The organism is Sneathiella sp. (assembly GCF_041689005.1).
In the GTDB taxonomy this organism is placed as follows: Bacteria; Pseudomonadota; Alphaproteobacteria; order Sneathiellales; family Sneathiellaceae; genus Sneathiella.
Genome location: NZ_JBDNHC010000053.1, coordinates 1 through 21087 on the forward strand (window position 1 = coordinate 1; position 21087 = coordinate 21087).

The following is a 21087-nucleotide window of genomic DNA, read 5'->3' on the forward strand; positions in this document are numbered from 1 at the left end:
TATATCTGGCCGCGCACTTCCAATAAGATCGCCCGCAAACATATCGAAAAACTTGGGTTGGAAGTAGTGGGGGAGGAATATTACCCGCTTGGCCACACCCAGTTCAACTCGGTGATCAACAAGATTCGCCTGAAAAAACCGGATGTGATCTACGCGATCGTCGTTGGTGGCTCTAACGTTGCCTTCTACAAACAGCTGAACGCGGCCGGTATCGACATGACCAAGGAGAAACCGCTTCTGCTGACCATTTCGGTGACGGAAGACGAAATCCGCGGCATCGGCGGCGAAAATATCGTCGGCGCCTATGCCTGCATGAAATATTTCCAGAGCCTCGACAATCCGAACAACATCGCATTCGTTAAGGAATTCAAGAAGATGTGGGGCGATGACATGGTTATCGGCGATGTCACCCAGGCTGCTTATCTTGGCCCCTGGCTGTGGAAGGCAGCTGTCGAGAAAGCGGGATCCTTCGATGTTGACAAGGTGCGGGACGCCAGCCCGGGAATTGAATTGACCACGGCTCCCGAGGGATATGTGAAAGTTCATGAAAACCATCACTTATGGTCCAAGACCCGTGTTGGTCACGCCAGGCTCGACGGCCAATATGACGTAGTCTTCGAAACCAAGGATCTGGTTGAACCCAATCCGTTCCCGGAAGGCTATCAATAGGCTTTGCGTAGGGGGTGGTTCGTAGCTCCATGGTGCGGGCCACCCTACGCATCTTCTTTGGACCAACTGGATTATCGCAGGTAGGAGACAGAATATGTTTTCCGAATACTCAATGGGTGAACTCGGGGCTATTTTTGCCATGCAAGGGTTTGCCGGCCTCATTCTATTTTCCGTCTTCGTTCTCATGGCGCTGGGACTGGCCATTATTTTTGGTCAGATGGGGGTCATCAACATGGCCCATGGCGAGTTCATGATTTTGGGCGCCTATGTCACCTATCTGACCTCCAACCTGTTCGCGGAATATCTGCCTGCGCTTTTCAGCATGTATTTCTTTCTCGCGATGATTCTAGCTTTCATCGTGGCCGGTGCGCTTGGAATGCTGGTGGAGTGGGCCTTAATTCGCCATTTGTACAAAAGGCCGCTTGATACATTGCTTGCCACGTGGGGCCTGAGCCTGATTATGCAGCAAATCTATCGATCAGTCTTCGGCGCCCGCGAAGTCGGTGTGACCATACCGGATTGGATAATGGGTTCCCTGCCACTGACAGATATGATCGAAATCCCGATCAACGGCATTTTTGTCATGGTGCTAGCGACTGGAATCTCCACGGCGGTTTACATCATGATGTTCCGCTCCTCCTGGGGAAAACAGGTGCGGGCAGTCACGCAAAACCGGGTTATGGCCGGTGCGGTTGGCATCAACACGGAACGCACGGACAGGTTGACATTCGGCATCGGCTGCGGTGTCGCCGGTGTCGCTGGGTCCGCCTTTACGATGATCGGTTCAACTGGACCAACAGCCGGACAGCTTTATATCGTCGATACCTTCCTGGTCGTTGTCTTTGGCGGGGCCGCAAGTCTTCTTGGAACGATCGCATCCGCGTTCTCGATCTCGCAGGCGCAGTCCATCATGGAATTCTTCCTGTCCGGCTCAATGGCCAAGGTTCTTACCTTGCTGACGGTCGTTGGAATCCTGATGCTACGCCCGCAAGGTCTCTTCGCTCTCAAACTCCGTAAATGAGGTTAGTCCGATGTTTTTAAATAAAAATCGCTTTTTCTCGAACACGGACCTTGTTGGCTTTGCCCTTCTCGCACTTCTTATCTTCGTGATACTGCCCGTCGGTCTGGACACCTTTCGTCTCAATCTGTTCGGAAAATATCTGACCTATGCCTTTGTCGCAATTGGACTGGTATTGTGCTGGGGGGCGGGCGGTATCCTTAGCCTTGGTCAAGGTGTCTTCTTCGGTCTTGGCGGTTATTGCATGGCCATGTTCCTGAAACTCGAGGCTTCCAGCCCGGAAGCAACGAAAATCCAGTCAACGCCGGGGATTCCCGACTTTATGGACTGGAACCAGATTACCGAAATTCCTTTCTGGTGGCAGCCGTTCCATAGCCTGACCTTCAGTCTTGCGGCCGTCATCATTATTCCAGTTATTTTTGCCTTCATTATTGGTGTCGCCATGTTCCGGCGGCGAGTTGGCGGTGTCTATTTCGCCATCATCACCCAGGCGATCGCGGCAATATTGACGATCCTTATTATCGGCCAGCAGGGATATACGGGTGGTGTCAACGGCATTACCGATCTCAGAACCCTAAAAGGGTGGGATATTCGCACCGACGACGCCAAGGTGATTTTGTACTTTGTCAATGGCGGGCTGCTCTTCGTTTGTCTCTTCATTGCCCAGTTGATCCGTAAGTCCAAGCTCGGCCGTATCCTGATTGCCATGCGAGATCAGGAGGATCGTGTCCGGTTCTCCGGGTACGATGTGGCCAATTTCAAGATTTTCGTCTTTTGTGCAGGCGCGGCATTTGCCGCGATCGGCGGCGCGATGTTCACTCTGCAGGTGGGCTTTATGTCACCGAGCTTCGTAGGCATCGTCCCTTCTATTGAGATGGTGATCTTCTGCGCGGTTGGCGGACGTCTTTCGATTCTCGGTGCGGTTTACGGAGCGCTGCTGGTGAATCTAGCGAAAACCACGTTCTCGGAACTCTTCCCCGAACTCTGGCTGTTTGGCCTGGGCGCTCTTTTCATCGCGGTGGTACTCGCTTTCCCGAATGGCCTTGCCGGTCTCTACAAGGATTACGTCGAGCCAAGGATTGTCGCCTTGTTCAAGCGAAAAGCATCTTCTGTGAATGATGTCAGCAAATATGACCCGCTTGAAACAGCGGCCGAATAGGAGGGATTGTAATGAACGGACGACCGGATTTCCTGCTAAGCGTTGAAAACCTGACCGTATCCTTCGCTGGATTCAAGGCTGTTGACGGCTTGAGCTTCTATGTCGAGCCCAACGAATGCCGCGTTATCATCGGACCGAACGGCGCCGGCAAGACGACGGTTCTTGATCTGATCTGTGGCCGCACAAAAGCGACAAGCGGCAAGGTCGAGTTTAAAAATCAGGAACTTTTGAAAATGCGTGAGGATCAGATCGTCCATGCCGGTGTTGGCCGTAAGTTCCAGACGCCGACGGTTTATGAAGATCTGACTGTTTTCGAAAATCTTGAGATTTCTTATCCGAAGGGCCACGGGGTTTTCGGCGCCTTGACGTTTCGCCGCGACGACGCAGTGATCTCCCGGATAGATGAAATTGCCGCGACCGTCTTTCTTGAAGACTTGCTTGAAGAAAAAGCCGCCTTTCTCAGTCATGGCCAGAAGCAGTGGCTCGAGATCGGCATGTTGCTCATCCAAGATCCCGAACTGCTTATGCTGGATGAACCTGTGGCCGGAATGTCGGTCGCGGAACGCAAGAAAACGGCCGAACTTCTCAACCGCATCATTCAGGACCGGTCGGTCATCGTCATCGAGCATGACATGAAATTCGTTGAGGATATCGCGACGCGCGTCACCGTACTGCACCAGGGCAAGGTCCTCTCGGAAGGGTCTATGGCCCATGTACAGGCCGATCCCAAAGTCATCGAAGTCTATCTTGGACACTAAGGAGTTAATGATGTTAGCAGTTGAAAGTCTCCGCTCCGCCTATGGCGAATCTGAAGTGCTCCATGGATTGAATTTTGCTGTTGCTCCCGGAGAAATCGTCGCGATCATGGGACGGAACGGCATGGGCAAGACGACCTTGATGAAGACCCTTATGGGGATCGTTCCGACGAAAGATGGAAGCGTTTCGATTGATGGTACGGCCATCCAGAGCCTGAAGTCCTATGAGCGGGTGGAGAAAGGTCTGGCCTATGTGCCGCAAGGCCGCCAGATTTTCTCGTCTATGACGGTCGAGGAAAATGTCGAGACCGGCCTTATCGTCACCGGTAAGAAAACGGTCACCAAAGATATACATGAGCTGTTCCCCGTTCTCGTCGAAATGAAATCGAGGCGGGGAGGGAACCTTTCCGGCGGACAACAGCAGCAACTGGCGATTGCCCGCGCCTTGGCCTCTGACCCAAAGGTCCTGCTGCTGGATGAACCTACTGAAGGAATCCAGCCCTCGATCATCCGCGAAATGGCGCGGACGCTCCGTCGCATCCGAGACGAGCGGGGTCTCTCCATTATCGTTTCCGAGCAGGTGTTGAGTTTCGCCCTGAATGTCGCGGACCGAGTTCTAGTCCTCGAAAACGGCGAGTTCGTCCACGAATCCCTGCGCGCCGGGATCGATGAAGAAAAAGTCTCAAAATTCCTATCCGTCTAACTAACCAACGCAAATCTACAAGGAGGCAACATGACTGATACCCTTATTGAAGTGAACCTGAGCGAAAGCCCGCTCACCAACGAGAATATTCACAATCGCTGGCATCCGGATATTCCGATTGCCGTATGGGTGAAGCCGGGAGATGATTTCAAGATCGAAACCTATGACTGGACGGGCGGGCAGATCAAGAATGATGATGACGCCTCCGATGTTCGCGATGTGGAACTGGCTCAGGTTCATTATCTGTCGGGGCCGATTGGCGTAGAGGGGGCCCAGCCGGGCGACCTACTGGTGGTTGATATCCTCGACATCGGGACGAAGGAAGAAAGTCTCTGGGGATTTAACGGCTTCTTTTCGAAGAAGAATGGTGGTGGGTTCCTCACGGATCATTTTCCGGAGGCGCAAAAGTCGATATGGGACTTTGAAGGCATGTTCACCAAATCCCGCCATGTGCCGGGCGTGCGATACGCCGGGCTGATCCATCCGGGACTGATCGGGTGCCTTCCGGACCGGAAAATGCTGGATATGTGGAACACGCGGGAGAAAGCGTTAGTCGCCACAGACCCGGAGCGCGTTCCGGAGCTTGCAACCCTCCCTGATGGGGGACCGACCGCGCATATGGGCAGGATGACGGGAGAGGCCAAGGCCAAAGCCGCTGCGGAGGCTGCCCGTACGGTGCCGCCACGGGAACATGGCGGCAACTGCGATATCAAGGATTTGTCGCGCGGATCGAAGATCTATTTCCCGGTTTACGTCGACGGCGCCGGGCTTTCCATGGGCGACCTGCATTTCAGTCAGGGCGATGGCGAGATCACTTTCTGCGGCGCCATTGAAATGGCGGGCTGGCTGCATCTCAAGGTGTCATTGATCAAGGACGGCATGAGCAAATATGGGATCAAGAACCCGATTTTCCGGCCCTCGCCAATCGCGCCGAAATATGACGACTACCTCATCTTTGAAGGTATATCCGTCGATGAGGCGGGCAAACAGCATTATCTGGATGTCCATATAGCCTATCGTCAGGCCTGTCTCAACGCCATCGAGTATTTGAAGAAGTTTGGCTATACCGGCGCTCAGGCCTACGCAATTCTCGGCACTGCACCGGTTCAGGGGCATATTTCGGGCGTTGTCGATATTCCGAATGCCTGCGCAACTCTCTGGTTGCCGACCGACATCTTCGAATGGGACATGATGCCGAATGCGGACGGTCCGAAGAAGTATCTTGATGGATCCATTGACGTGCCTCTGGCGCCCGATCTCTGAGTTATATTTCCTTTTCTTGAACGGGCGGGACGCGATCCCGCCCGGATTATGGAGAATTTTATGCCGATTTACAGATATTCATGCGTGGATTGCGGCCCGTTTGACGATATGGCGCCGATTTCCGATTATGCGAAGCATGGCTGCTGTCCGGGTTGCGGTTTGACCGCGCCGAGAATGATGTCCGCCCCGCGCCTGGCCATGATGGAGGCGGGGAGCCGCCATGCTCATGCCACTAATGAGCGAAGCGCTCATGAGCCGAAGAAATCCTCCCACGGACCGGGCTGCGGTTGCTGCGGTGGTGGTGGCAAGAAGATCAATTCAGGAACCCTGCACCGCCCTGACGGATCGAAAAGTTTTCCCGCCAAGCGCCCCTGGATGATTTCACATTAGGTAATGCGGCATTCTCACATTAACTTCGTGGAAACGAATCCAAGACATTGGCAGACGAAAATGATCAGACACCAAAGCAGGGACGAGGCGTTGCTTTTCAAGCTGTAAGTTGACGCCACTCGGCAAGACCAATTTCACGTTTGAGTTCGAAGTTTTTACGGTTACTGAGATGGCGTTCTTGATTAAAGTGGCTTTGGATTGACGAGTGGATGGAGGCAAATTCCTGAAGGGATTTTGCGCTCCTGAACTTGATCATCGGTCGTTCCCGTCGTCGGAATGGTTTTTATGAGACGACCGTGATCCGCACGAAACAAACTCAAGTATTTTCCTCTGACAAAGCCACCGTGCCTACTTAAGCTGATTTAAGACGTGGCGAAGTTTTGATATTTTTCCCCGGCACGAAGGCCCTAAACACAAACCAAACGAATGCAAACACCCCGACACTGAAAACGAGATCTCCCGGCACTCTTGCCCAGACCAGCGCCTGCATGATCGGGCTTTGGATAAGATCAGCCGACCGGGCGAAGGAATAGCCATATTCGATGCTGATATATGTCTGGATCACACCCTGCGGTAGCAGCGACAGAAGTGTCATCATGGCAAGGCCGATGTTGAGGGACCAGAATGATATTTTCAGCAGCTTTTCGTTCCACAAAGCCGTATTGGTAAGGCCACGCAAACAGTAGAGTGTTAATCCCAATCCCAGCATTCCGTATACGCCGAAAAGTGAGGCATGTGCATGATTGGCCGTCAGATTGAGGCCCTGCATATAATACAAAGCGATCGGCGGATTGATCAGGAAGCCGAACAGTCCGGCACCTATCAGGTTCCAGAACAGCACGGCAGCAAAGAACATGAACGGCCAATGGTAGTTGCGTTCCCATTCGACCTCATGTTCAACCTTGTAGCGGGTATAGGCTTCAAATCCGACGACCAGCAGCGGGACCACTTCAAGCGCCGATATCATTGCACCAACGGCGATTACCGAAGTTGGCGTACCGCTGAAATAGAGGTGATGGAACGTGCCCAGCACCCCTCCAAAAAGGAAGATGACGGTTGCGAACAGCACCATCACGGTCGCCGTTGACGTTCGCAGAATACCCATGCGCACGAATAGCAAAGAGATGATGGCAGTGGCAAAAACCTCAAAAATTCCTTCTACCCAAAGATGGACAACCCACCAGCGCCAATATTCCATGATCGAAATATGGGTGTGCTGCCCCCACATCAGACCTGCGGCGTAAAGCAGGCCTATTGCAATCGCAGATACGAGCACGAGATAGATCAGAGATCTACCGCCCTTTTTCTGCAAAACCGGCCATAATCCTCGGACCACTAGCCCAACCCATAGAAACAGCCCAATGGTCAGATAAATTTGCCAGAACCGGCCCAGATCGACATATTCGTAGCCCTGATGCCCAAACCAGAAGTTCATTGTCAGGTTACTAAAGAAACGGTGTATTGCAGCCCACTGGCCTGCAAAGGAACCGACAACAATGATCAGCAGGCTGAAAAAGAGGAAATTGACCCCGAACCGCTGAAATTTCGGATCTCGACCCCCCAACATAGGCGCGACATACAGACCCGTTGCGAGCCAAGCCGTCGCAATCCAGAGCACCGCGAGTTGCGTATGCCATGTCCGCGTCACGGCGTAAGGAAAATACTCTGCAAATGGCAAGCCGTACAATCCCTGGCCTTCGACAGCATAATGCGCCGTCAAAATGCCGAGCAAGACCTGACCCAGGAACATTGCAGAGACAATCCAGAAATATTTTGCCGTTGCCCGCATAGACGGAGTGATAACGGCACTATCCAATATGTCAGCTTTGGCTATGCCGTCTTCGGGTACTATTTCCTGCCGCCAGACATCAAATTGCTTTGCGTAATAGGCGATAAGCGCTCCGGCTGCTGCGAGCAGGAGGATAACCGATGCAATGCTCCACATCAGAATTTCAGTGGTCGGCTTATTGCCAACCAACGGCTCATGTGGCCAGTTGCTCGTATATGTGATTTCCTTTCCCGGACGATTGGTGGTCGCACCCCAGGCGGTCCAGAAATAAAAGGCAGAGAGCTGTTTTGCTTCTGCATTGCCCAGAAGGCCATGAAGGGGAAAAGCATAATCGCGGCGCAACGCAAGTGACTCAGGATCGCTGCCTTCATACAGGCTGACATAATGTTTTTCGACCTGCTTGATAGCCTGGGCGCGCATATCGCTAACCGTGATGGTGCCGGTGGCGGGATCGTAACTATTCGTACGCATCTCTTTCTGCAGCGCGGCTTTTTGCAATGCCATATCTTCTGCTTGGGAAAGGCCAGCGATGGGCGTTTTCATGCGCAGGGCAAGCAGCGTTTCGGCCTCTCGGTGGAGCCAGTCTGCGCTCCAGTCGGGCGCAACATAACTACCATGTCCCCAGATCGAGCCTTGCTCCATCCCACCGATGGATTGCCAGACATTTTGTCCTGTTTCGATGTCGTTACGGGTATAAAGGACTTCGCCGGAGACTGAGGTGACAGCCTCTGGTATGGGGGGTTTCATCTGGTAAATTTCCGCGCCGAGCAGCAGCAATATTCCGAACATGACAACCATGCCTACGGTCAGAATTATCCATAGCCGTTTAATACTGAACGTTTGTTTATAGGTTTCTATGACCCCAACTCCTTGTGCGTCAAAAAAAGTCTGCGGTTTCCGCCAAGGACACCGAAAATTAGTGAAATACCGAATTCCGACACCATCTTCACGAAGCTCTGTGCTGGAGTTGACGAACATGCCATGCGGCCATGTAAGCGGAGCAGCTCGATGACAAAAAGCACCGACGCAAATATTGCTCAGAAAGCAACCATCGCACGTATCCTCCAGTAACGCAAATTCGCAATGCGAGATACATGTCGGTTCGACATATCATTCAGAAGTCTCTTCTCCCGAGTTGAGCATCTCATCGAATATGGATGAACCATCGTAAGCGGCGGCGAGCATAGATAGCACTGGCCTTACCACTTTAAACAGCGACAGGCGCAAAAAACTTTAGTGGAAATGATTTGGTAGTGCCGTTTGACTACTGTCATCTATGGACGCCTCCTGAACAACAAGTAATTTCTAATCTGATGGTGGATGGGTTTGCTGTCACCAATCCGGCCAGCTTTTGTTTCGCCCGGAACCTCTAGCTAACCCAAGGCCTTTTGACCGAGTTCAGACATCTCATTGAGCTCACGCTGGTAATCTTCGACCGTTTTTTTGAAGAAATCCGAATAGGCGGCATTCAATTCCGCCGGACTGGTACATGTAGTGAGCTGCTGGAGCAAAGCAGAGTCTTTCTTGAACCGTTTCGTCAGAAAGGCCGTCCATTGTTGGTTCATCTCCAGCCAAACGGCAACGGGATTGCCACCAGACGGCGAAACTTCATTCATTTTCGGCATAAACGCGCTTAACATGGCAGCTGGATCGAAGCCGAGAAACCCGGTAGTTTGCGGGGAAATGCTAGAGTCTTGTGACTTTTTGGTCATGATTAATTTCCTTCTAGTGCTGGTTCAGGATAAATTAGCCATATTTGGTTCGAGCTGCATTGACTCAGATCAATTAAGTTGGTCGGAAGGGGTTGCATCGCTTTTAAACGGGAAGTCGCTTCGCCTTCTCGCGCGGTGCCGACGGTGCCGTTCAGGGGCATTGTCATCATTTGAAAACCCGCCGGAAAATTGTAATACACGACGACAGGAATGGGCGATGATCAGGTTCAGAAATGGGAAGATACTGCAGAAATTCACCTAAATCCAATCGTCATTTCATAACAACTTAATCCTGGAATACGACTTCGCAAGCCAAGTGCCATTTAAACTCGATCGTGGCGATACTCTCAATGATTGGCGTCAGCTTGCGCTCTGAAGGCATTATCCAATTATTTTAAGCACTTCGTCATTTCCCCTCGACGCTGCCCTGACACCGTCCTTTTTACGGGTTATACTAAAAAAAACAACGGATATGGCAACATGGTGGTTTCACGATCCCTGATCGGCTTGAAAGAAAATCTGACAAGTTTGGTCAGTGGTAAACTTTGGCTTCAAGTAATTATTGCGATGATCCTGGGGGTCGGATTCGGTGTGTTGATTGGCCCGGCAACCGGGCTTTTTGACAAGGATACCGCGGAAACGATTGCCGGATGGGTGGCCTTGCCCGGCAGGGTATTTTTGCTTGCAATTCAGTTTGTTATTATCCCCCTCATTGTTGCTTCGGTTATTCGAGGAATTGCTGCAGAAGAGGCTGCAGAAAACATTGGTCGACTGGGAATAGCCACCATACTGTTTTTTGTACTTACTACTGTTATCGCTGTTATAATTGGTATTGGATTTGCGCTCATCATCGAGCCAGGGGCATACATAGACAGCACACATTTGAATGCAATCATCCCTGACTCAATGCCAGATGTCAGTGGAGCTGCAAAGGCAGGTATTCCCACTTTGAAGGAGCTTCCAGAAATACTAACCGGGCTGTTTCCCAAAGACCCATTAGCGACCTTCGTCAGCGGTAATATGCTGCAAACGGTAATCAGCGCCGTCATCATCGGCGTCGCGCTTATGGCCATGCCATCAAGTCAACGCAAGCCGATACTCGACCTTCTTGGATCAATTCAGTCTGTTTGTATGGTTATTATCGGTTGGGTACTTAAGTTTGCACCCATCGCAGTGTTCGGGCTGATTGCTAGCATAAGTGCGCGCGTTGGCATCTCAACGCTGTTGGCAACAGCTGTGTATGTGGCAACCGTTCTTATCAGTTTGCTCGCACTTCTCATAGTCTATCTAGTGATTCTATTAGTTGTTGGTCGTATGAACCCCCATACTTTTCTATCAAATGCTAAAGAAGTTGTGTTGTTGGCATTGTCTACGTCCAGTTCGGCCGCCGTGATGCCACTTACGCTAAGTACAACGGAAGAAAAACTAGGGGTCCGAACCGGAATTTCTCGCTTCGTGATCCCATTGGGTACTACCATCAATATGGCTGGCACGGCCCTATATCAAGGCGTAGCCACTCTTTTCCTCGCCCAGGTTTTCGAAGTGGATATCGGCCTGTCTGGTATGGTTCTAGTTGTCGTTATGGCGACGGGCGCATCAATTGGATCGCCAGGCACACCCGGTGTTGGGATTGTTATCCTCGCAACAATTCTGGAAAGTGTTGGAATTCCCGCAGCTGGCATTGCATTAATTATCGGAGTGGACCGAATTATCGATATGTGCAGGACATCGGTCAATGTCATTGGTGATATGGTTGCAAGTGTCGTTCTTGATCGACTAGTGCCTGACTCAGGGCCTCTTCCTATCGCGCTAAAAAGGTTAGAATAATTTGCGTGTGCACTGCCATCGATGGACGCCACCGTATATGTGAGAATTTTGTGGCTTGATGATCAGATTGGGCTGTAACCGGGACACTCCGAGGCATTTTCGGGGCGGTTAAGCCCGATCCTCTGAATGGGGCCCGAAAAAGCAGCCTTCATCAGGGTCGGTTATAATAGGCATCGCACCTACAAACCGGAAACATGATGGCATCTCGCAACCACCACATCAGTCAAAAGAACTGTGAATAAACGGAGCTATCCATACCTGACAATGCTGGTCGAGGATCTACAGGCGGATTTCTTCACGACATTAGCAAGATGTATAGGGTCTATTCGAAACTCAGGGAACAGAAACACGGGCTCTTATCGGTCAAGCGACCCGCAATTTCACCGGATCTATGGGTGCAAAAGCAGGCAAAGGCGGACTTCAAGATGCCATTGGAATCATGGCGGGTAGGGCAGGGTGGCTGGGTCATATTTTAACTAATAGAGGAACATTCGTGAGTATCGCTGTAAATAATTCTTAATTTCCCCGTCTTCGTATTACTCGGCTTTTCTTTCGCAGTTAGTTTCTATTAAGGCCGCGATGTGTCGAAACGCATCACCAACAGCGGTTGGCGGATAGTTTCCAGCGTCTTGAAACAGGGGAATTCGGACGTTTATCTGTTGCTCATCCTCATGGTTTTCTACCGCACCTAATTCTCTGAAGATCCGGCGCATACTAGAATTTGCGGCAAGGACGATTGCAGTGAACTCATGGATGCCATTGGCGATAGCTGAATGGGCAAGAATTGCTAAAAGTAATGTGCCAAGGCCTTTTTTTTGATGAGCATCGACCACCGTGACGGCGACTTCGGCTGTCAATTTTCCTGCTGACAATCGAATGTATCGCGCGATACCAATTGGATCGGGGTCTAGCTGACTAACATCCAGAGCACCGATTGCTTCGTGATTTATATGGTCAATTTCTGTAAGCTGACGAAGTAGTTTTGGTGGAATTTTTGGAAGCGCACCAGAAAATCGAAAATATTTCGCCTCTGCCGAGAGATGTTCCATTCCGATTTGTAATAGTTTTGCGTCCTCTCGATGGATTGGACGGACGAGAATAGGCGTTCCATCACGTAACACTGTTTCGAGTGGAAACAAATGGTTATTATTTCGATATCGAGAGTCGGTCATCCTCAGATCCTTATCCTTTAAGTTTGAAAGCAACAACTCTTGCAGAGACCTTAGACTATGGCCTGCCATCAAATCAGAAATCTCTTGCATTTCAGGAGGCATCCAAAGATGAAAACGCCGTTTAATTATTGATTTGACTAAAGTTCGGAAGCGGCAATAACGTCAAAAAGCTCTTCATCAATCGAATTTTGGCGCAAAGTGCGGGAGGTTTGTTTGAGATCGCCCAAAAGCGTCTCTATGTTTTTTTCCGCCCGTTGCATAGCAGCAAGGCGGCTAGCATTTTCACTGGCAAGGGACTCAGCACAGGCGCGATAGAGCGAGATAAAAAGATGCTCACGAATTAATGCGCTCAAAAGCGGGTTATCGTGATCCTGTATGAGCTCCGGGAGGCTGGTGCCGGGCCAGTCACTCTGCGCCAATTTGTTCTGCCATGCGTTATCCAGCGGCAGGAGTTGCTGGCAGGCGGGTTCGTAGACATTACTGGCATGCAAACGATTGTAGAATATGAGAATCTTTGTATTGTCGTCCTGGGCGGTGCGATCGACACATTCGTTCAGTATTTGCCCTATCAAGGGTGTAATCGACCCTATGGAACCGGGCACGTCGAACGTTTTTTCTATGCTGAAACCCGCATCAATTAAATGCCCGCAGACACGTTGTCCCACTGACCAGAATATTTTTTTCTCTCCCAGAGCATCAAGGGTTATTTTCACCATATCCGCCAGTTGATCGTTAAATTTACCCACTAAACCCTGATCCGAGCCAAAGACAATCGCCGTGATGGCCTGCGGTTTTTGTGTTTTTGAAACCAGTGGCTTGTTTTGGCCAAGGCAGCAGATCAGGCCAAGCTCGACTGTGCGGTAATAGTCCCCAAGCGCAAGCACTGCATTTTCATACTGGGTAATACTAGAGGCCGCCTGAGCCTTCATCGTGCGCACAACAGATTCAAGCTGCTCCGCACCAGCGATTTTATGCCGCATCTGTTCCAGCGTATTGGTCATACGTCCTGCACCCGATCTGGCGCGTCAAGGAACGGCTTAAGCGCAGCGCGGGCATTTTCCAATACGGTTTTACGAAGAGAATCGCTTACCGTTTCGTCGGCGGATAATTCCGCCTTGGCCTCAGCCGAAAGATTGGAAACCGCCGCACAAAGGGACTGTCTGGCGTCTTGTATTTTATCCTCCGGCACCTCGTCCAGCAAGCCACCGGAAAGAGCCAGCAACAAGGTAAGTTGCTCGGAAAGTGAAAGTGCCTGCGATTCCCCCTGAACCAGGCAATTCCGGATCCGCTTGCCGTGGGCCAGAATTTTGCTGGTATGCACATCCAGCCTTGTCCCAAAGCGGGCAAATGTCTCCAGTTCCAGAAACTGTGCGTAAGCGAGCTTGAGATCACCCGTAACCGAGCGGTAAGACGCAAATTGTGCCTTGCTGCCGACCCGGGAGACGGATTTGCCAACATCGATGGCCGGAAGGATGCCCAGTTCGAATAACGTCGGGGAGAGGTAAATCTGGCCGTCGGTGATGGAAATCAGGTTCGTCGGGATATAGGCGGAAATATCCTGCGCCTCTGTCTCGATGATCGGCAGCGCGGTGAGCGATCCGCCGCCATTCTCCTCGGATAAATGCGTTGCTCGTTCCAAAAGCCGGGAATGAATGTAGAAAATATCGCCGGGGAAGGCCTCCCGCCCCGGCGGACGGCGCAGCAACAGGGAAATTTCCCTGTAGGCCCGCGCATGATGGGTCAAATCGTCATACACGATCAGCACGTCGCGGCCTTGTTCCATAAAATGCTCGGCAATGCTGGTCGCGGCATAGGGGGCAATATAGGTCAGACCGGGCGGATCATTGCCCTCGCTGACCACGACGATCGTATAATCCATCGCGCCGTGATCCCGGAGGCGGGCAATCACCTTCGCCACGGAAGAGGCGCGCTGGCCGATGGCGCAATAAACACAGATAACATTGCGCCCTTTCTGGTTTAAGATTGCATCAATCGCAATAGCCGTTTTTCCCGTTTGGCGGTCGCCAAGGATAAGCTCGCGTTGGCCCCGCCCTATGGGGATCAGCGCGTCTATGGTCATAATGCCGGTTTGCAACGGCGCGGAGACCGAGGCGCGGTCCATGATGGCGGGCGCGGGCCGTTCGATCGGCAGCCGCTTGGATATTTTCGCCGGTTCCTGATCATCGAGCGGCCGTCCCAGCGGATCAATAACACGACCGATTAGGGCCTCTCCCACCGGGACATCGACAACGCAACCAGTCCGCGACACTTCGTCGCCGGCGCGCAAATGCCAGTAATTTCCTAAAAGTACAACACCGATCTCACCCTCATCAACATTGAAGGCGATGCCGTAAACCTCCCCGGGAAAGCGGAGCAATTCTTCCGACCCTACGCCCGGAAGGCCGCTGACCATGGCAATCCCGGTTGAGATATTTATCACCGTGCCAATTTCCTGCGGGGTTAGTTGCGGCGGTGGCCCCGCCAGTGCGCGCGTGATATCCGCGAAACCCTTTTCCAGCGATTTATGCAGCACGGGACGCCTCCTTCTCGAGCGTCTCCAGATAGTCGCCGATACTCCATGCGAGCTTCTGGCCATTTGCCGACAACTCAACCCCGCCCACGCATTCCGGCAGGACCTTGAATTTGAGGGTATTTGTCATGATTTCAGCTTTAAGGGCTTTTTTCTGCGATTCCGACAGGGCAAAGGCGCTGGTAATCATTGCGCTCTTGGCTGAGAGGGCGGCCTTTTCCTTGTCACTTAAGGCGTGCAGGCGTGTAATAAAAACTTCGATCATACGCTGTTCCAGCGTGGTATCGGCAAGATCGGTGAGCACTTTTGAGGCCATGGCAAAAACCTGTACCTTGGTCTGTTTCAGAATATCCTGTGTCAAATCATGGATCTCGTTTTGCAATCCTTCCTTCTTTTTGGCGCGCAAGGTCTCGGCATCGACCGTCGCTTCTTGTAAAAGCTTTGTCCGTGTTGCCTCGGCCTTATCCTGAGCCTCGATCAGGAGAGTCGTTTTCTCTTTTTCAAAGGCGTCAATTTTTTGCTTAAAGGCGTCCTGCTCTTTTTGCGCGTCGGCTTGCTTGGACGCAGCATCGGCCAGTTGGTCCGCGATATGTTTTTCGCGCGCTTCAATGGCATTTAAAATCGGCTTGTACAGAAACCGTTTTAACAGCCACATCAAGACAAGGAAGTTAAGGGCCTGTGCGGCGACGGTGAACCAGTCAATCTGCATGGCTTATTGTCCCGCGCTGAGCGCAATTGCGTGGTTCCAGAACGGATTGGCGAAAATCAGGATCATCGAGACCACGAAACAATAAATGGCGGTGGATTCAATCATCGCCAGCCCGACGAACAAGGTTCGCGTGATTGTGCTGGCGGAGTCGGGTTGCTGCGCCAGCGATTTGAGCGCCGTTGCCACGGAATACCCTTCGCCGAGGGCCGGGCCTAAACAGCCAAAACCTGTTGTCAAGCCTGCCGTGACGATGGATGCCACCGCAATTATTGTCATGCTATCCATGTTGATACTCTTTGTTGTTGGGTATGGGTTTTTCTGTGTTGGGACGGATGGCCGCCGCGATGTATACGGTGGCTAGAATACTGAAAATATAGGCCTGCACCATGCCGGTCAAAAGACCGAGCATCGTCATTACAATCGGGAATAGGAAGGGCGTGATAGATAGCAGAATGCCGACGATCATACCGCCGCTCATCATATTGCCGAAGAGGCGTATGGCCATCGCCAGGGTGCGCGAAAATTCACTGATAATATTAAACGGCAACATGATGAAATTCGGCTGTACATAGGATTTGAGGTAACCGCCAAATCCCTGGGACGTAATTCCGTAAAACGGCACTGCGACGAACACGCAAAACGCTAGCGCCACGGTGGTTGAGAGCGACGCCGTGGGCGGCGTATAGAAGGGAAAAAGCGTAAAGAGGCTTGATGCCCCGATGAACAAGAACAGGGTTCCCGGAAACCCGATATATTTTTCAGGATGCTCCAGTCCGACTTGCTTGAGTTGGCTGTTGATTCCCGTCACGATAATTTCAAGAAAGCTCTGCCAACCTGAAACTTTTGCCTCATGCTTCAATCCGCGCGTAACAAGCAACGACCCCAAAGCCAAAACGCTTATCACGGCCCAGGAAGTGAGAATGGTGGAATTGAGTTTTACAAACCCGTATTGCCAGAAGACCATTTCGTCAGGGCTAAGCTGCATGGGCGGGCTCCCGGGTTAAAAGCCTGACCGCTATGCGTCCCAGCATAAAACCCGCAAAGCAAGCCAGAAGGTTTTTCCAGTCTCCCTGTGCCACGAGATAAAATCCGCCGAGCGCAAGCGCCAATCGCAGCCAGAAACTTCCCATGAACCACAAGGGCGCATATGCCGCTGTAAGGCCTTTAGTCACGGTCAACCACAGGCCACCATAGAACATAAGTCCGAGTAAAACCCCGGCGCCGAGGCTCAGGGCAATTATGGATAAGTCATTCATCTTCTGCCTCATCATCCGATATGTTTTTATGTTCCTTCATGACCCAGCGCGCTGCGTTCCAACATCCGATGCAGAGCCCCGCGACCAGTAAAATCAGCGTCCATGAGTGAGAGCCGGGATACCGTTTATCAATCCAGATTCCCAACAGCGCGCCCAGCACTACGGGCAGCGCAATCGACCAGCCGATCAGCCCGAACATGCCAAAGCCGGACCAGATATGGTTCCCCCGGTTCTGGGCTTTCACCTTGCGTCTGGCCTGGGTTTTAATTTGCTTGATAAAGTTATCCATGCTGCAGCTCGACAAAGCGCTTGATGAACCCGCTCTCCAGTTTCGCAAGCGCGAAGCGGATATTTCTTTCCTGCTCATCTTCTGTCAGGAAATCCTGACGTACGGCCTCGTGTAGCGTGGTCAGGTTACTTCCGCCGACGGCACCCCGAACTGAAACAAGGATGTCCTGACCTGTTTTCACCAAAATTCCTTCATCGACTGCGATAAAGACCTCACCGTCCGTTTTATCCTCATATGTCAATATCCCGGGTGTAAGGGCGACTGCGCAATCAAGCCGGTGCGGCAAAAATCCGATAAATCCTTGCGTGGTTTTTGCCACGATACGAGACACGCCCTGCTTTTGGGCAAAGACCTTGAAGGGGAGAAGGATTTTAAGCTGCATAAGATTGCGCGGCATCTTTCTTTCCCGTTTCGGATAGTTTGGCCTCCTCTATCGTGCCAATCATATAAAAGGCACTTTCGGGGGCATCCTTGAATTCATCTTTCAAGATGCGCGCGCAACCCTCCAACCCGTCTTTAAGACTGACGGATTTTCCCGTAAGGCCGGTAAACTGTTCGGTCGTAAAAAAGGGCTGGGTCAGGAAGCGTTCCAGACGTCGCGCCCGCCCAACCAGTTTGCGGTCCTCGGGAGAAAGCTGCTCAAGGCCCAGCATGGCGATAATATCTTTCAGGCCCTCATATTCGGCTAATGTACGCCGTATTTCCTGCGCTATTTTATAGTGATCCTCGCCGATAACAGTTGGCGTGGCCATTTTCGAATTGGAGGCTAGCGGATCGATCGCCGGGAACAATCCTTCGCTGGCCCGCTTGCGCGATAATACAATTGAGGCGGAGAGATGCGAGAATGTGTGAACAGCGGCGGGGTCCGTGAAATCATCCGCCGGCACATAGACAGCCTGAATAGAGGTTATCGCGCCGGTATCGGTATTGGCGATGCGTTCCTCGAGACGTGAAAGTTCGGTGCCCATTGTCGGTTGGTAGCCCAGGCGGGAGGGCATCTGCCCCATCATGCTGGAAATTTCCGCACCGGCCTGAATGAACCTGAAAATATTGTCAACCAGCAGCAGGACATCGCGCTGCTCATCATCGCGAAAATATTCCGCCATGGTCAACGCCGCCTGACCCACACGAAAACGGGCGCCCGGCGGTTCGTTCATCTGACCGAAGATCATCACCATGTTCTCTAGAACCCCGGCCTCTTTCATATCGTGGTAGAGTTCCTGCCCTTCACGGCAGCGCTCCCCAATTCCGCAGAAAATACTCACGCCCTTTTGGCGCCCGACCATGTTGTGAATTATTTCGGTCAGCAAAACCGTTTTTCCCACTCCTGCACCGCCAAACAAACCTGCTTTGCCGCCGCGTTCGAGCGGCGTGAGGATATCGATGACTTTGATTCCGGTTTCAAAAATCTCTGATTTTGTTGACCTTCGCGCCAAGGACGGCGGATCCTGGTGAACACTGCGCCATTGCGCCTTCGCCAGTTTTCCCTGCCGGTCGATCGTATTGCCGAATACATCGAACATTCGCGATAAAATCTCTTGTCCCACCGGTGCTTTCAGCGTCCCCCCAGTATCCGCCACGCTCATCCCGCGCGCGAGACCGCCCGTCGCCGTTAACGAAATACAACGGACGCAGATATCGTCGCGCTGCGACAGGACCTCCAGAGTAAACTCGTCCTTGGGTCCGGCATGCAGGATGCTGTAGATCGGCGGCAAATCAGAGTCGAATTGCACGTCAACAACGCTGCCCCGAACCGATAAGATCTTTCCTGTAGCCTTTATGGCCATACCCTATCTCCAGATCTGCCACGGCATGAAGGTGGTTCAGAGGTCCTACCAATATTGGCCGTCGCTGCCGACGAGAATGCCACCGCCGAAATCATCAACAGCGGACGATAACGCGGCATAGACAGTTCTCTGCCTTACTAATCAGGAGGAAGACTATACTTGTCCCTGCTGAAATGGTTTGATTGCAGTCAATTCAGATTGGCTTTATGCAATGAGAGATGAACCTGGCAATCTTCGGAGAGAGAACATTGTTTGCAAACGAATTGCTCGGCTTTTTGTAGATCAGTAAAGGATACATGTGTACCGTTAACCTCTATGCCCTTGTCTCTCAGGTTTTTGAGGGTGCGGGAAAATGTTTCCACCTCTATGCGCAGGCGCGACGCGATCAGCGTTTTGCTGTAGGGAAGTTCAAATCCATCAGGATCAAACCCGTAGAGCATGCACAGCTGTTGTAGATAGCACGCAACAATTTGCGTGGCCGACATGGTTGACTGATGCTCCGCCTCTATTTGTGCGCTATGAAGTCGATCAGACAGGCTCCTCATCAAATGGGCCGCCAGATGGTCTAAATTACTTAAATTTTTCTGCATCCAAGAAATCGGAATTTCAAGGACCGTAACATCAGTAACAGCGCGCGCATTTTTAGTATGTGCCAATTTTTCGGTGTTGATTTTATCGGCGTTGAGCGCATCCCCGGCAATCAACAGATCGCTCGTCACTTCATGCCCGTCAGGCGTCTCACGGAAAATTTGCACTGTGCCCCGGCAGATCACATAGAAATTGATAATCTTATCCCCATGCATGAATAAAAACGTGCCGCGCTCATAGTCTTTCAAACGGCTATTCGCAACAAGAAGTGCGTTCTCAGACTGCGCCAGATCTGAAAACAGGGGAAGTGTTCTCAACATTTCCGATTTTATCGTCATAATATTTATCCAGTATCAGTATTGCCGAAGCTATATGTCACTATTGCGCGATTAGCTGGCTAATATTTCCTCTCAAATTGACTGCAATCAAACTCATTCAGAAAAGGAGCGCCTATTGTTCCCTCTCACCAGTTGCAAGGAATTTATTCATGAAAAACGGGTGAGCACATGCATCTTAAATAAATTTACGCGTGGTAAGTTACAGTTCGAAGAGACAGCCTGCATTGAGGCCGCACACTTAAAGTCATGTTTTCTAAAGCACAGGAAAGCTCGCCAGAATCTGGTCGCAAGCGAAATGCTGCGATATGGCAATAATTTAAAGTGCCGCGTTAACTAACATAACCACGAAGCCCATAAAAACCAAGGAGAAGAATTATTTCCGGCCTCAAGAAAGAATTAACATGACAAAAAGACTAGCACTCGTCACGGGTGGAACCACGGGTATTGGGGCGTCCATTTGCATGGCGTTAAAAGCCGGGGGATATGATGTTGCCGCTAACTTTATCGCAGATGAGCAACAGGCAGACGACTTTGCCAAAGAAACAGGTGTATCGGTTTATCAATGGGATGTCAGTGATTTTGATCAATGTGCAAGTGGCGTGAAAAAAGTCTGCGCTGATTTTGGCACCAATATTGAGGTTCTTGTCAATAACGCGGGCATCACCTGTGACCACATGCTGCATAAAATGGCACGGGCAGATTGGGATGCTGTAATGTCGGTTGATCTTGGCGCCTGTTTTAACATGTCACGTGCCGTGATCGGTGAGATGCGCGATAAAGAGTTTGGACGCATTATTAGTATCAGCTCGATAAATGCCCAATTGGGGCAGATCGGCCAGGCCAATTATAGTGCCGCCAAAGCTGGTGTTATTGGCTTTACCAAATCACTCGCCCGGGAAAGCGCGACTAAAAATATCACGGTCAACGCCGTTGCTCCCGGCTACACGGATACGGCTATGGTGCAAACCATGCCGGAAGAAGTGTTGAAAGCCATGATTTCTCAGGTTCCGATGGGCCGGTTGGCCCGCCCTGACGAAATTGCACGAGCTGTCGCATTCTTAACGGCCGATGAATCCGGCTTCATTACCGGGCAGACACTTTCCATCAACGGCGGCCATTACATGTAACGCGCT

The 21087-nt window shown here is 51.5% G+C and carries 22 protein-coding genes; 9 read left to right on the forward strand and 13 right to left on the reverse strand.

Going from position 1 to position 21087, the window contains the following annotated elements:
- From ACESNI_RS06080 to ACESNI_RS06110, 7 genes are all read left to right on the forward strand, one after another.
- Positions 1-669 (forward strand): transporter substrate-binding protein (locus ACESNI_RS06080; RefSeq protein ID WP_373085625.1); only part of this gene is annotated, 669 nt, incomplete at its 5' end.
- Between the two features lie 94 nt (positions 670-763).
- A complete protein-coding gene (gene urtB / locus ACESNI_RS06085; protein ID WP_373085626.1) occupies positions 764-1690 on the forward strand; it encodes an urea ABC transporter permease subunit UrtB in 927 nt (308 codons plus the stop codon).
- 10 nt (positions 1691-1700) lie between these two features.
- A complete protein-coding gene (gene urtC, locus ACESNI_RS06090; protein WP_373085627.1) occupies positions 1701-2846 on the forward strand; it encodes an urea ABC transporter permease subunit UrtC in 1146 nt (381 codons plus the stop codon).
- 11 nt (positions 2847-2857) lie between these two features.
- Positions 2858-3604 (forward strand): urea ABC transporter ATP-binding protein UrtD, encoded by a 747-nt coding sequence (gene urtD, locus ACESNI_RS06095; RefSeq protein WP_373085629.1) that lies wholly within the window; start codon positions 2858-2860, stop codon positions 3602-3604.
- Positions 3605-3614: 10 nt separating this feature from the next.
- Positions 3615-4304 (forward strand): urea ABC transporter ATP-binding subunit UrtE, encoded by a 690-nt coding sequence (gene urtE / locus ACESNI_RS06100; RefSeq protein ID WP_373085657.1) that lies wholly within the window; start codon positions 3615-3617, stop codon positions 4302-4304.
- A 30-nt stretch (positions 4305-4334) separates the two neighbouring features.
- Entirely contained in the window at positions 4335-5567 is a 1233-nt protein-coding gene (gene fmdA / locus ACESNI_RS06105) for a formamidase (RefSeq protein ID WP_373085630.1), read from the forward strand.
- Positions 5568-5627: 60 nt separating this feature from the next.
- Positions 5628-5957 (forward strand): FmdB family zinc ribbon protein, encoded by a 330-nt coding sequence (locus ACESNI_RS06110; protein ID WP_373085631.1) that lies wholly within the window; start codon positions 5628-5630, stop codon positions 5955-5957.
- Positions 5958-6309: 352 nt separating this feature from the next.
- On the opposite strand, the gene ACESNI_RS06115 is transcribed toward ACESNI_RS06110, so the two are convergent.
- Positions 6310-8544 carry a nitric-oxide reductase large subunit gene (locus tag ACESNI_RS06115; RefSeq protein WP_373085632.1) on the reverse strand — a complete coding sequence of 745 codons (2235 nt, stop codon included), beginning with the start codon at positions 8542-8544 and terminating at the stop codon, positions 6310-6312.
- Positions 8545-9119: 575 nt separating this feature from the next.
- Positions 9120-9458: a phasin family protein gene (locus ACESNI_RS06120; protein ID WP_373085633.1), complete on the reverse strand. Its 339-nt coding sequence runs from the start codon at positions 9456-9458 to the stop codon at positions 9120-9122.
- Positions 9459-9938: 480 nt separating this feature from the next.
- Between ACESNI_RS06120 and ACESNI_RS06125 the strand changes: the two genes are divergently transcribed.
- The gene (locus ACESNI_RS06125) at positions 9939-11285 is read left to right on the forward strand and encodes a dicarboxylate/amino acid:cation symporter (protein ID WP_373085634.1); all 1347 of its coding nucleotides are present in this window, start codon (positions 9939-9941) and stop codon (positions 11283-11285) included.
- 536 nt (positions 11286-11821) lie between these two features.
- On the opposite strand, the gene ACESNI_RS06130 is transcribed toward ACESNI_RS06125, so the two are convergent.
- The 11 genes from ACESNI_RS06130 to ACESNI_RS06180 form a co-directional block, all read right to left on the reverse strand.
- On the reverse strand, positions 11822-12547 hold the full coding sequence (locus ACESNI_RS06130) for an N-acetyltransferase family protein (protein WP_373085635.1): 726 nt from the start codon (positions 12545-12547) through the stop codon (positions 11822-11824).
- A 47-nt stretch (positions 12548-12594) separates the two neighbouring features.
- Positions 12595-13458 carry a F0F1 ATP synthase subunit gamma gene (locus tag ACESNI_RS06135; RefSeq protein ID WP_373085636.1) on the reverse strand — a complete coding sequence of 288 codons (864 nt, stop codon included), beginning with the start codon at positions 13456-13458 and terminating at the stop codon, positions 12595-12597.
- Positions 13455-14987 (reverse strand): alternate F1F0 ATPase, F1 subunit alpha, encoded by a 1533-nt coding sequence (locus ACESNI_RS06140; RefSeq protein ID WP_373085658.1) that lies wholly within the window; start codon positions 14985-14987, stop codon positions 13455-13457. The genes ACESNI_RS06135 and ACESNI_RS06140 overlap by 4 nt, the downstream gene beginning before the upstream one ends.
- Entirely contained in the window at positions 14980-15696 is a 717-nt protein-coding gene (locus tag ACESNI_RS06145) for a F0F1 ATP synthase subunit B (RefSeq protein WP_373085637.1), read from the reverse strand. The genes ACESNI_RS06140 and ACESNI_RS06145 overlap by 8 nt, the downstream gene beginning before the upstream one ends.
- A gap of 3 nt (positions 15697-15699) precedes the next feature.
- Positions 15700-15981, reverse strand: coding sequence for a F0F1 ATP synthase subunit C (locus ACESNI_RS06150; RefSeq protein ID WP_373085638.1), 282 nt, complete (start codon positions 15979-15981; stop codon positions 15700-15702).
- The gene (locus tag ACESNI_RS06155; protein ID WP_373085639.1) at positions 15974-16681 is read right to left on the reverse strand and encodes a F0F1 ATP synthase subunit A; all 708 of its coding nucleotides are present in this window, start codon (positions 16679-16681) and stop codon (positions 15974-15976) included. The genes ACESNI_RS06150 and ACESNI_RS06155 overlap by 8 nt, the downstream gene beginning before the upstream one ends.
- Positions 16671-16952: an ATP synthase subunit I gene (locus tag ACESNI_RS06160; RefSeq protein ID WP_373085640.1), complete on the reverse strand. Its 282-nt coding sequence runs from the start codon at positions 16950-16952 to the stop codon at positions 16671-16673. The genes ACESNI_RS06155 and ACESNI_RS06160 overlap by 11 nt, the downstream gene beginning before the upstream one ends.
- Positions 16945-17241, reverse strand: a complete 297-nt coding sequence (locus tag ACESNI_RS06165) for an AtpZ/AtpI family protein (protein ID WP_373085641.1) — start codon at positions 17239-17241, stop codon at positions 16945-16947. Before ACESNI_RS06165 ends, ACESNI_RS06160 begins: the two co-directional genes overlap by 8 nt.
- Positions 17234-17638 carry a F0F1 ATP synthase subunit epsilon gene (locus ACESNI_RS06170; protein ID WP_373085642.1) on the reverse strand — a complete coding sequence of 135 codons (405 nt, stop codon included), beginning with the start codon at positions 17636-17638 and terminating at the stop codon, positions 17234-17236. The genes ACESNI_RS06165 and ACESNI_RS06170 overlap by 8 nt, the downstream gene beginning before the upstream one ends.
- Complete coding sequence (gene atpD, locus ACESNI_RS06175; RefSeq protein ID WP_373085643.1) at positions 17613-19028, reverse strand: F0F1 ATP synthase subunit beta; 1416 nt, start codon at positions 19026-19028, stop codon at positions 17613-17615. The genes ACESNI_RS06170 and atpD overlap by 26 nt, the downstream gene beginning before the upstream one ends.
- A 188-nt stretch (positions 19029-19216) precedes the next feature.
- A complete protein-coding gene (locus ACESNI_RS06180) occupies positions 19217-19954 on the reverse strand; it encodes a Crp/Fnr family transcriptional regulator (protein ID WP_373085645.1) in 738 nt (245 codons plus the stop codon).
- A 401-nt stretch (positions 19955-20355) separates the two neighbouring features.
- Between ACESNI_RS06180 and phbB the strand changes: the two genes are divergently transcribed.
- Positions 20356-21081 (forward strand): acetoacetyl-CoA reductase, encoded by a 726-nt coding sequence (gene phbB, locus ACESNI_RS06185; RefSeq protein WP_373085646.1) that lies wholly within the window; start codon positions 20356-20358, stop codon positions 21079-21081.
- Positions 21082-21087: the final 6 nt, after the last annotated feature.

What these genes read in the sequence shown, in the direction of transcription:
- ACESNI_RS06145 (WP_373085637.1), bottom strand. Translation starts at nt 15,696, where the DNA reads ATGCAGATTGACTGGTTCACCGTCGCCGCACAGGCCCTTAACTTCCTT.
- atpD (WP_373085643.1), bottom strand. Translation starts at nt 19,028, where the DNA reads ATGGCCATAAAGGCTACAGGAAAGATCTTATCGGTTCGGGGCAGCGTT.
- urtC (WP_373085627.1), top strand. Translation starts at nt 1,701, where the DNA reads ATGTTTTTAAATAAAAATCGCTTTTTCTCGAACACGGACCTTGTTGGC.
- ACESNI_RS06130 (WP_373085635.1), bottom strand. Translation starts at nt 12,547, where the DNA reads ATGCAAGAGATTTCTGATTTGATGGCAGGCCATAGTCTAAGGTCTCTG.
- ACESNI_RS06150 (WP_373085638.1), bottom strand. Translation starts at nt 15,981, where the DNA reads ATGGATAGCATGACAATAATTGCGGTGGCATCCATCGTCACGGCAGGC.
- ACESNI_RS06160 (WP_373085640.1), bottom strand. Translation starts at nt 16,952, where the DNA reads ATGAATGACTTATCCATAATTGCCCTGAGCCTCGGCGCCGGGGTTTTA.
- ACESNI_RS06135 (WP_373085636.1), bottom strand. Translation starts at nt 13,458, where the DNA reads ATGACCAATACGCTGGAACAGATGCGGCATAAAATCGCTGGTGCGGAG.
- ACESNI_RS06170 (WP_373085642.1), bottom strand. Translation starts at nt 17,638, where the DNA reads ATGCCGCGCAATCTTATGCAGCTTAAAATCCTTCTCCCCTTCAAGGTC.
- ACESNI_RS06120 (WP_373085633.1), bottom strand. Translation starts at nt 9,458, where the DNA reads ATGACCAAAAAGTCACAAGACTCTAGCATTTCCCCGCAAACTACCGGG.
- ACESNI_RS06155 (WP_373085639.1), bottom strand. Translation starts at nt 16,681, where the DNA reads ATGCAGCTTAGCCCTGACGAAATGGTCTTCTGGCAATACGGGTTTGTA.
- ACESNI_RS06165 (WP_373085641.1), bottom strand. Translation starts at nt 17,241, where the DNA reads ATGGATAACTTTATCAAGCAAATTAAAACCCAGGCCAGACGCAAGGTG.
- ACESNI_RS06180 (WP_373085645.1), bottom strand. Translation starts at nt 19,954, where the DNA reads ATGACGATAAAATCGGAAATGTTGAGAACACTTCCCCTGTTTTCAGAT.
- urtB (WP_373085626.1), top strand. Translation starts at nt 764, where the DNA reads ATGTTTTCCGAATACTCAATGGGTGAACTCGGGGCTATTTTTGCCATG.
- ACESNI_RS06125 (WP_373085634.1), top strand. Translation starts at nt 9,939, where the DNA reads ATGGTGGTTTCACGATCCCTGATCGGCTTGAAAGAAAATCTGACAAGT.
- urtE (WP_373085657.1), top strand. Translation starts at nt 3,615, where the DNA reads ATGTTAGCAGTTGAAAGTCTCCGCTCCGCCTATGGCGAATCTGAAGTG.
- urtD (WP_373085629.1), top strand. Translation starts at nt 2,858, where the DNA reads ATGAACGGACGACCGGATTTCCTGCTAAGCGTTGAAAACCTGACCGTA.
- phbB (WP_373085646.1), top strand. Translation starts at nt 20,356, where the DNA reads ATGACAAAAAGACTAGCACTCGTCACGGGTGGAACCACGGGTATTGGG.
- ACESNI_RS06115 (WP_373085632.1), bottom strand. Translation starts at nt 8,544, where the DNA reads ATGGTTGTCATGTTCGGAATATTGCTGCTGCTCGGCGCGGAAATTTAC.
- fmdA (WP_373085630.1), top strand. Translation starts at nt 4,335, where the DNA reads ATGACTGATACCCTTATTGAAGTGAACCTGAGCGAAAGCCCGCTCACC.
- ACESNI_RS06110 (WP_373085631.1), top strand. Translation starts at nt 5,628, where the DNA reads ATGCCGATTTACAGATATTCATGCGTGGATTGCGGCCCGTTTGACGAT.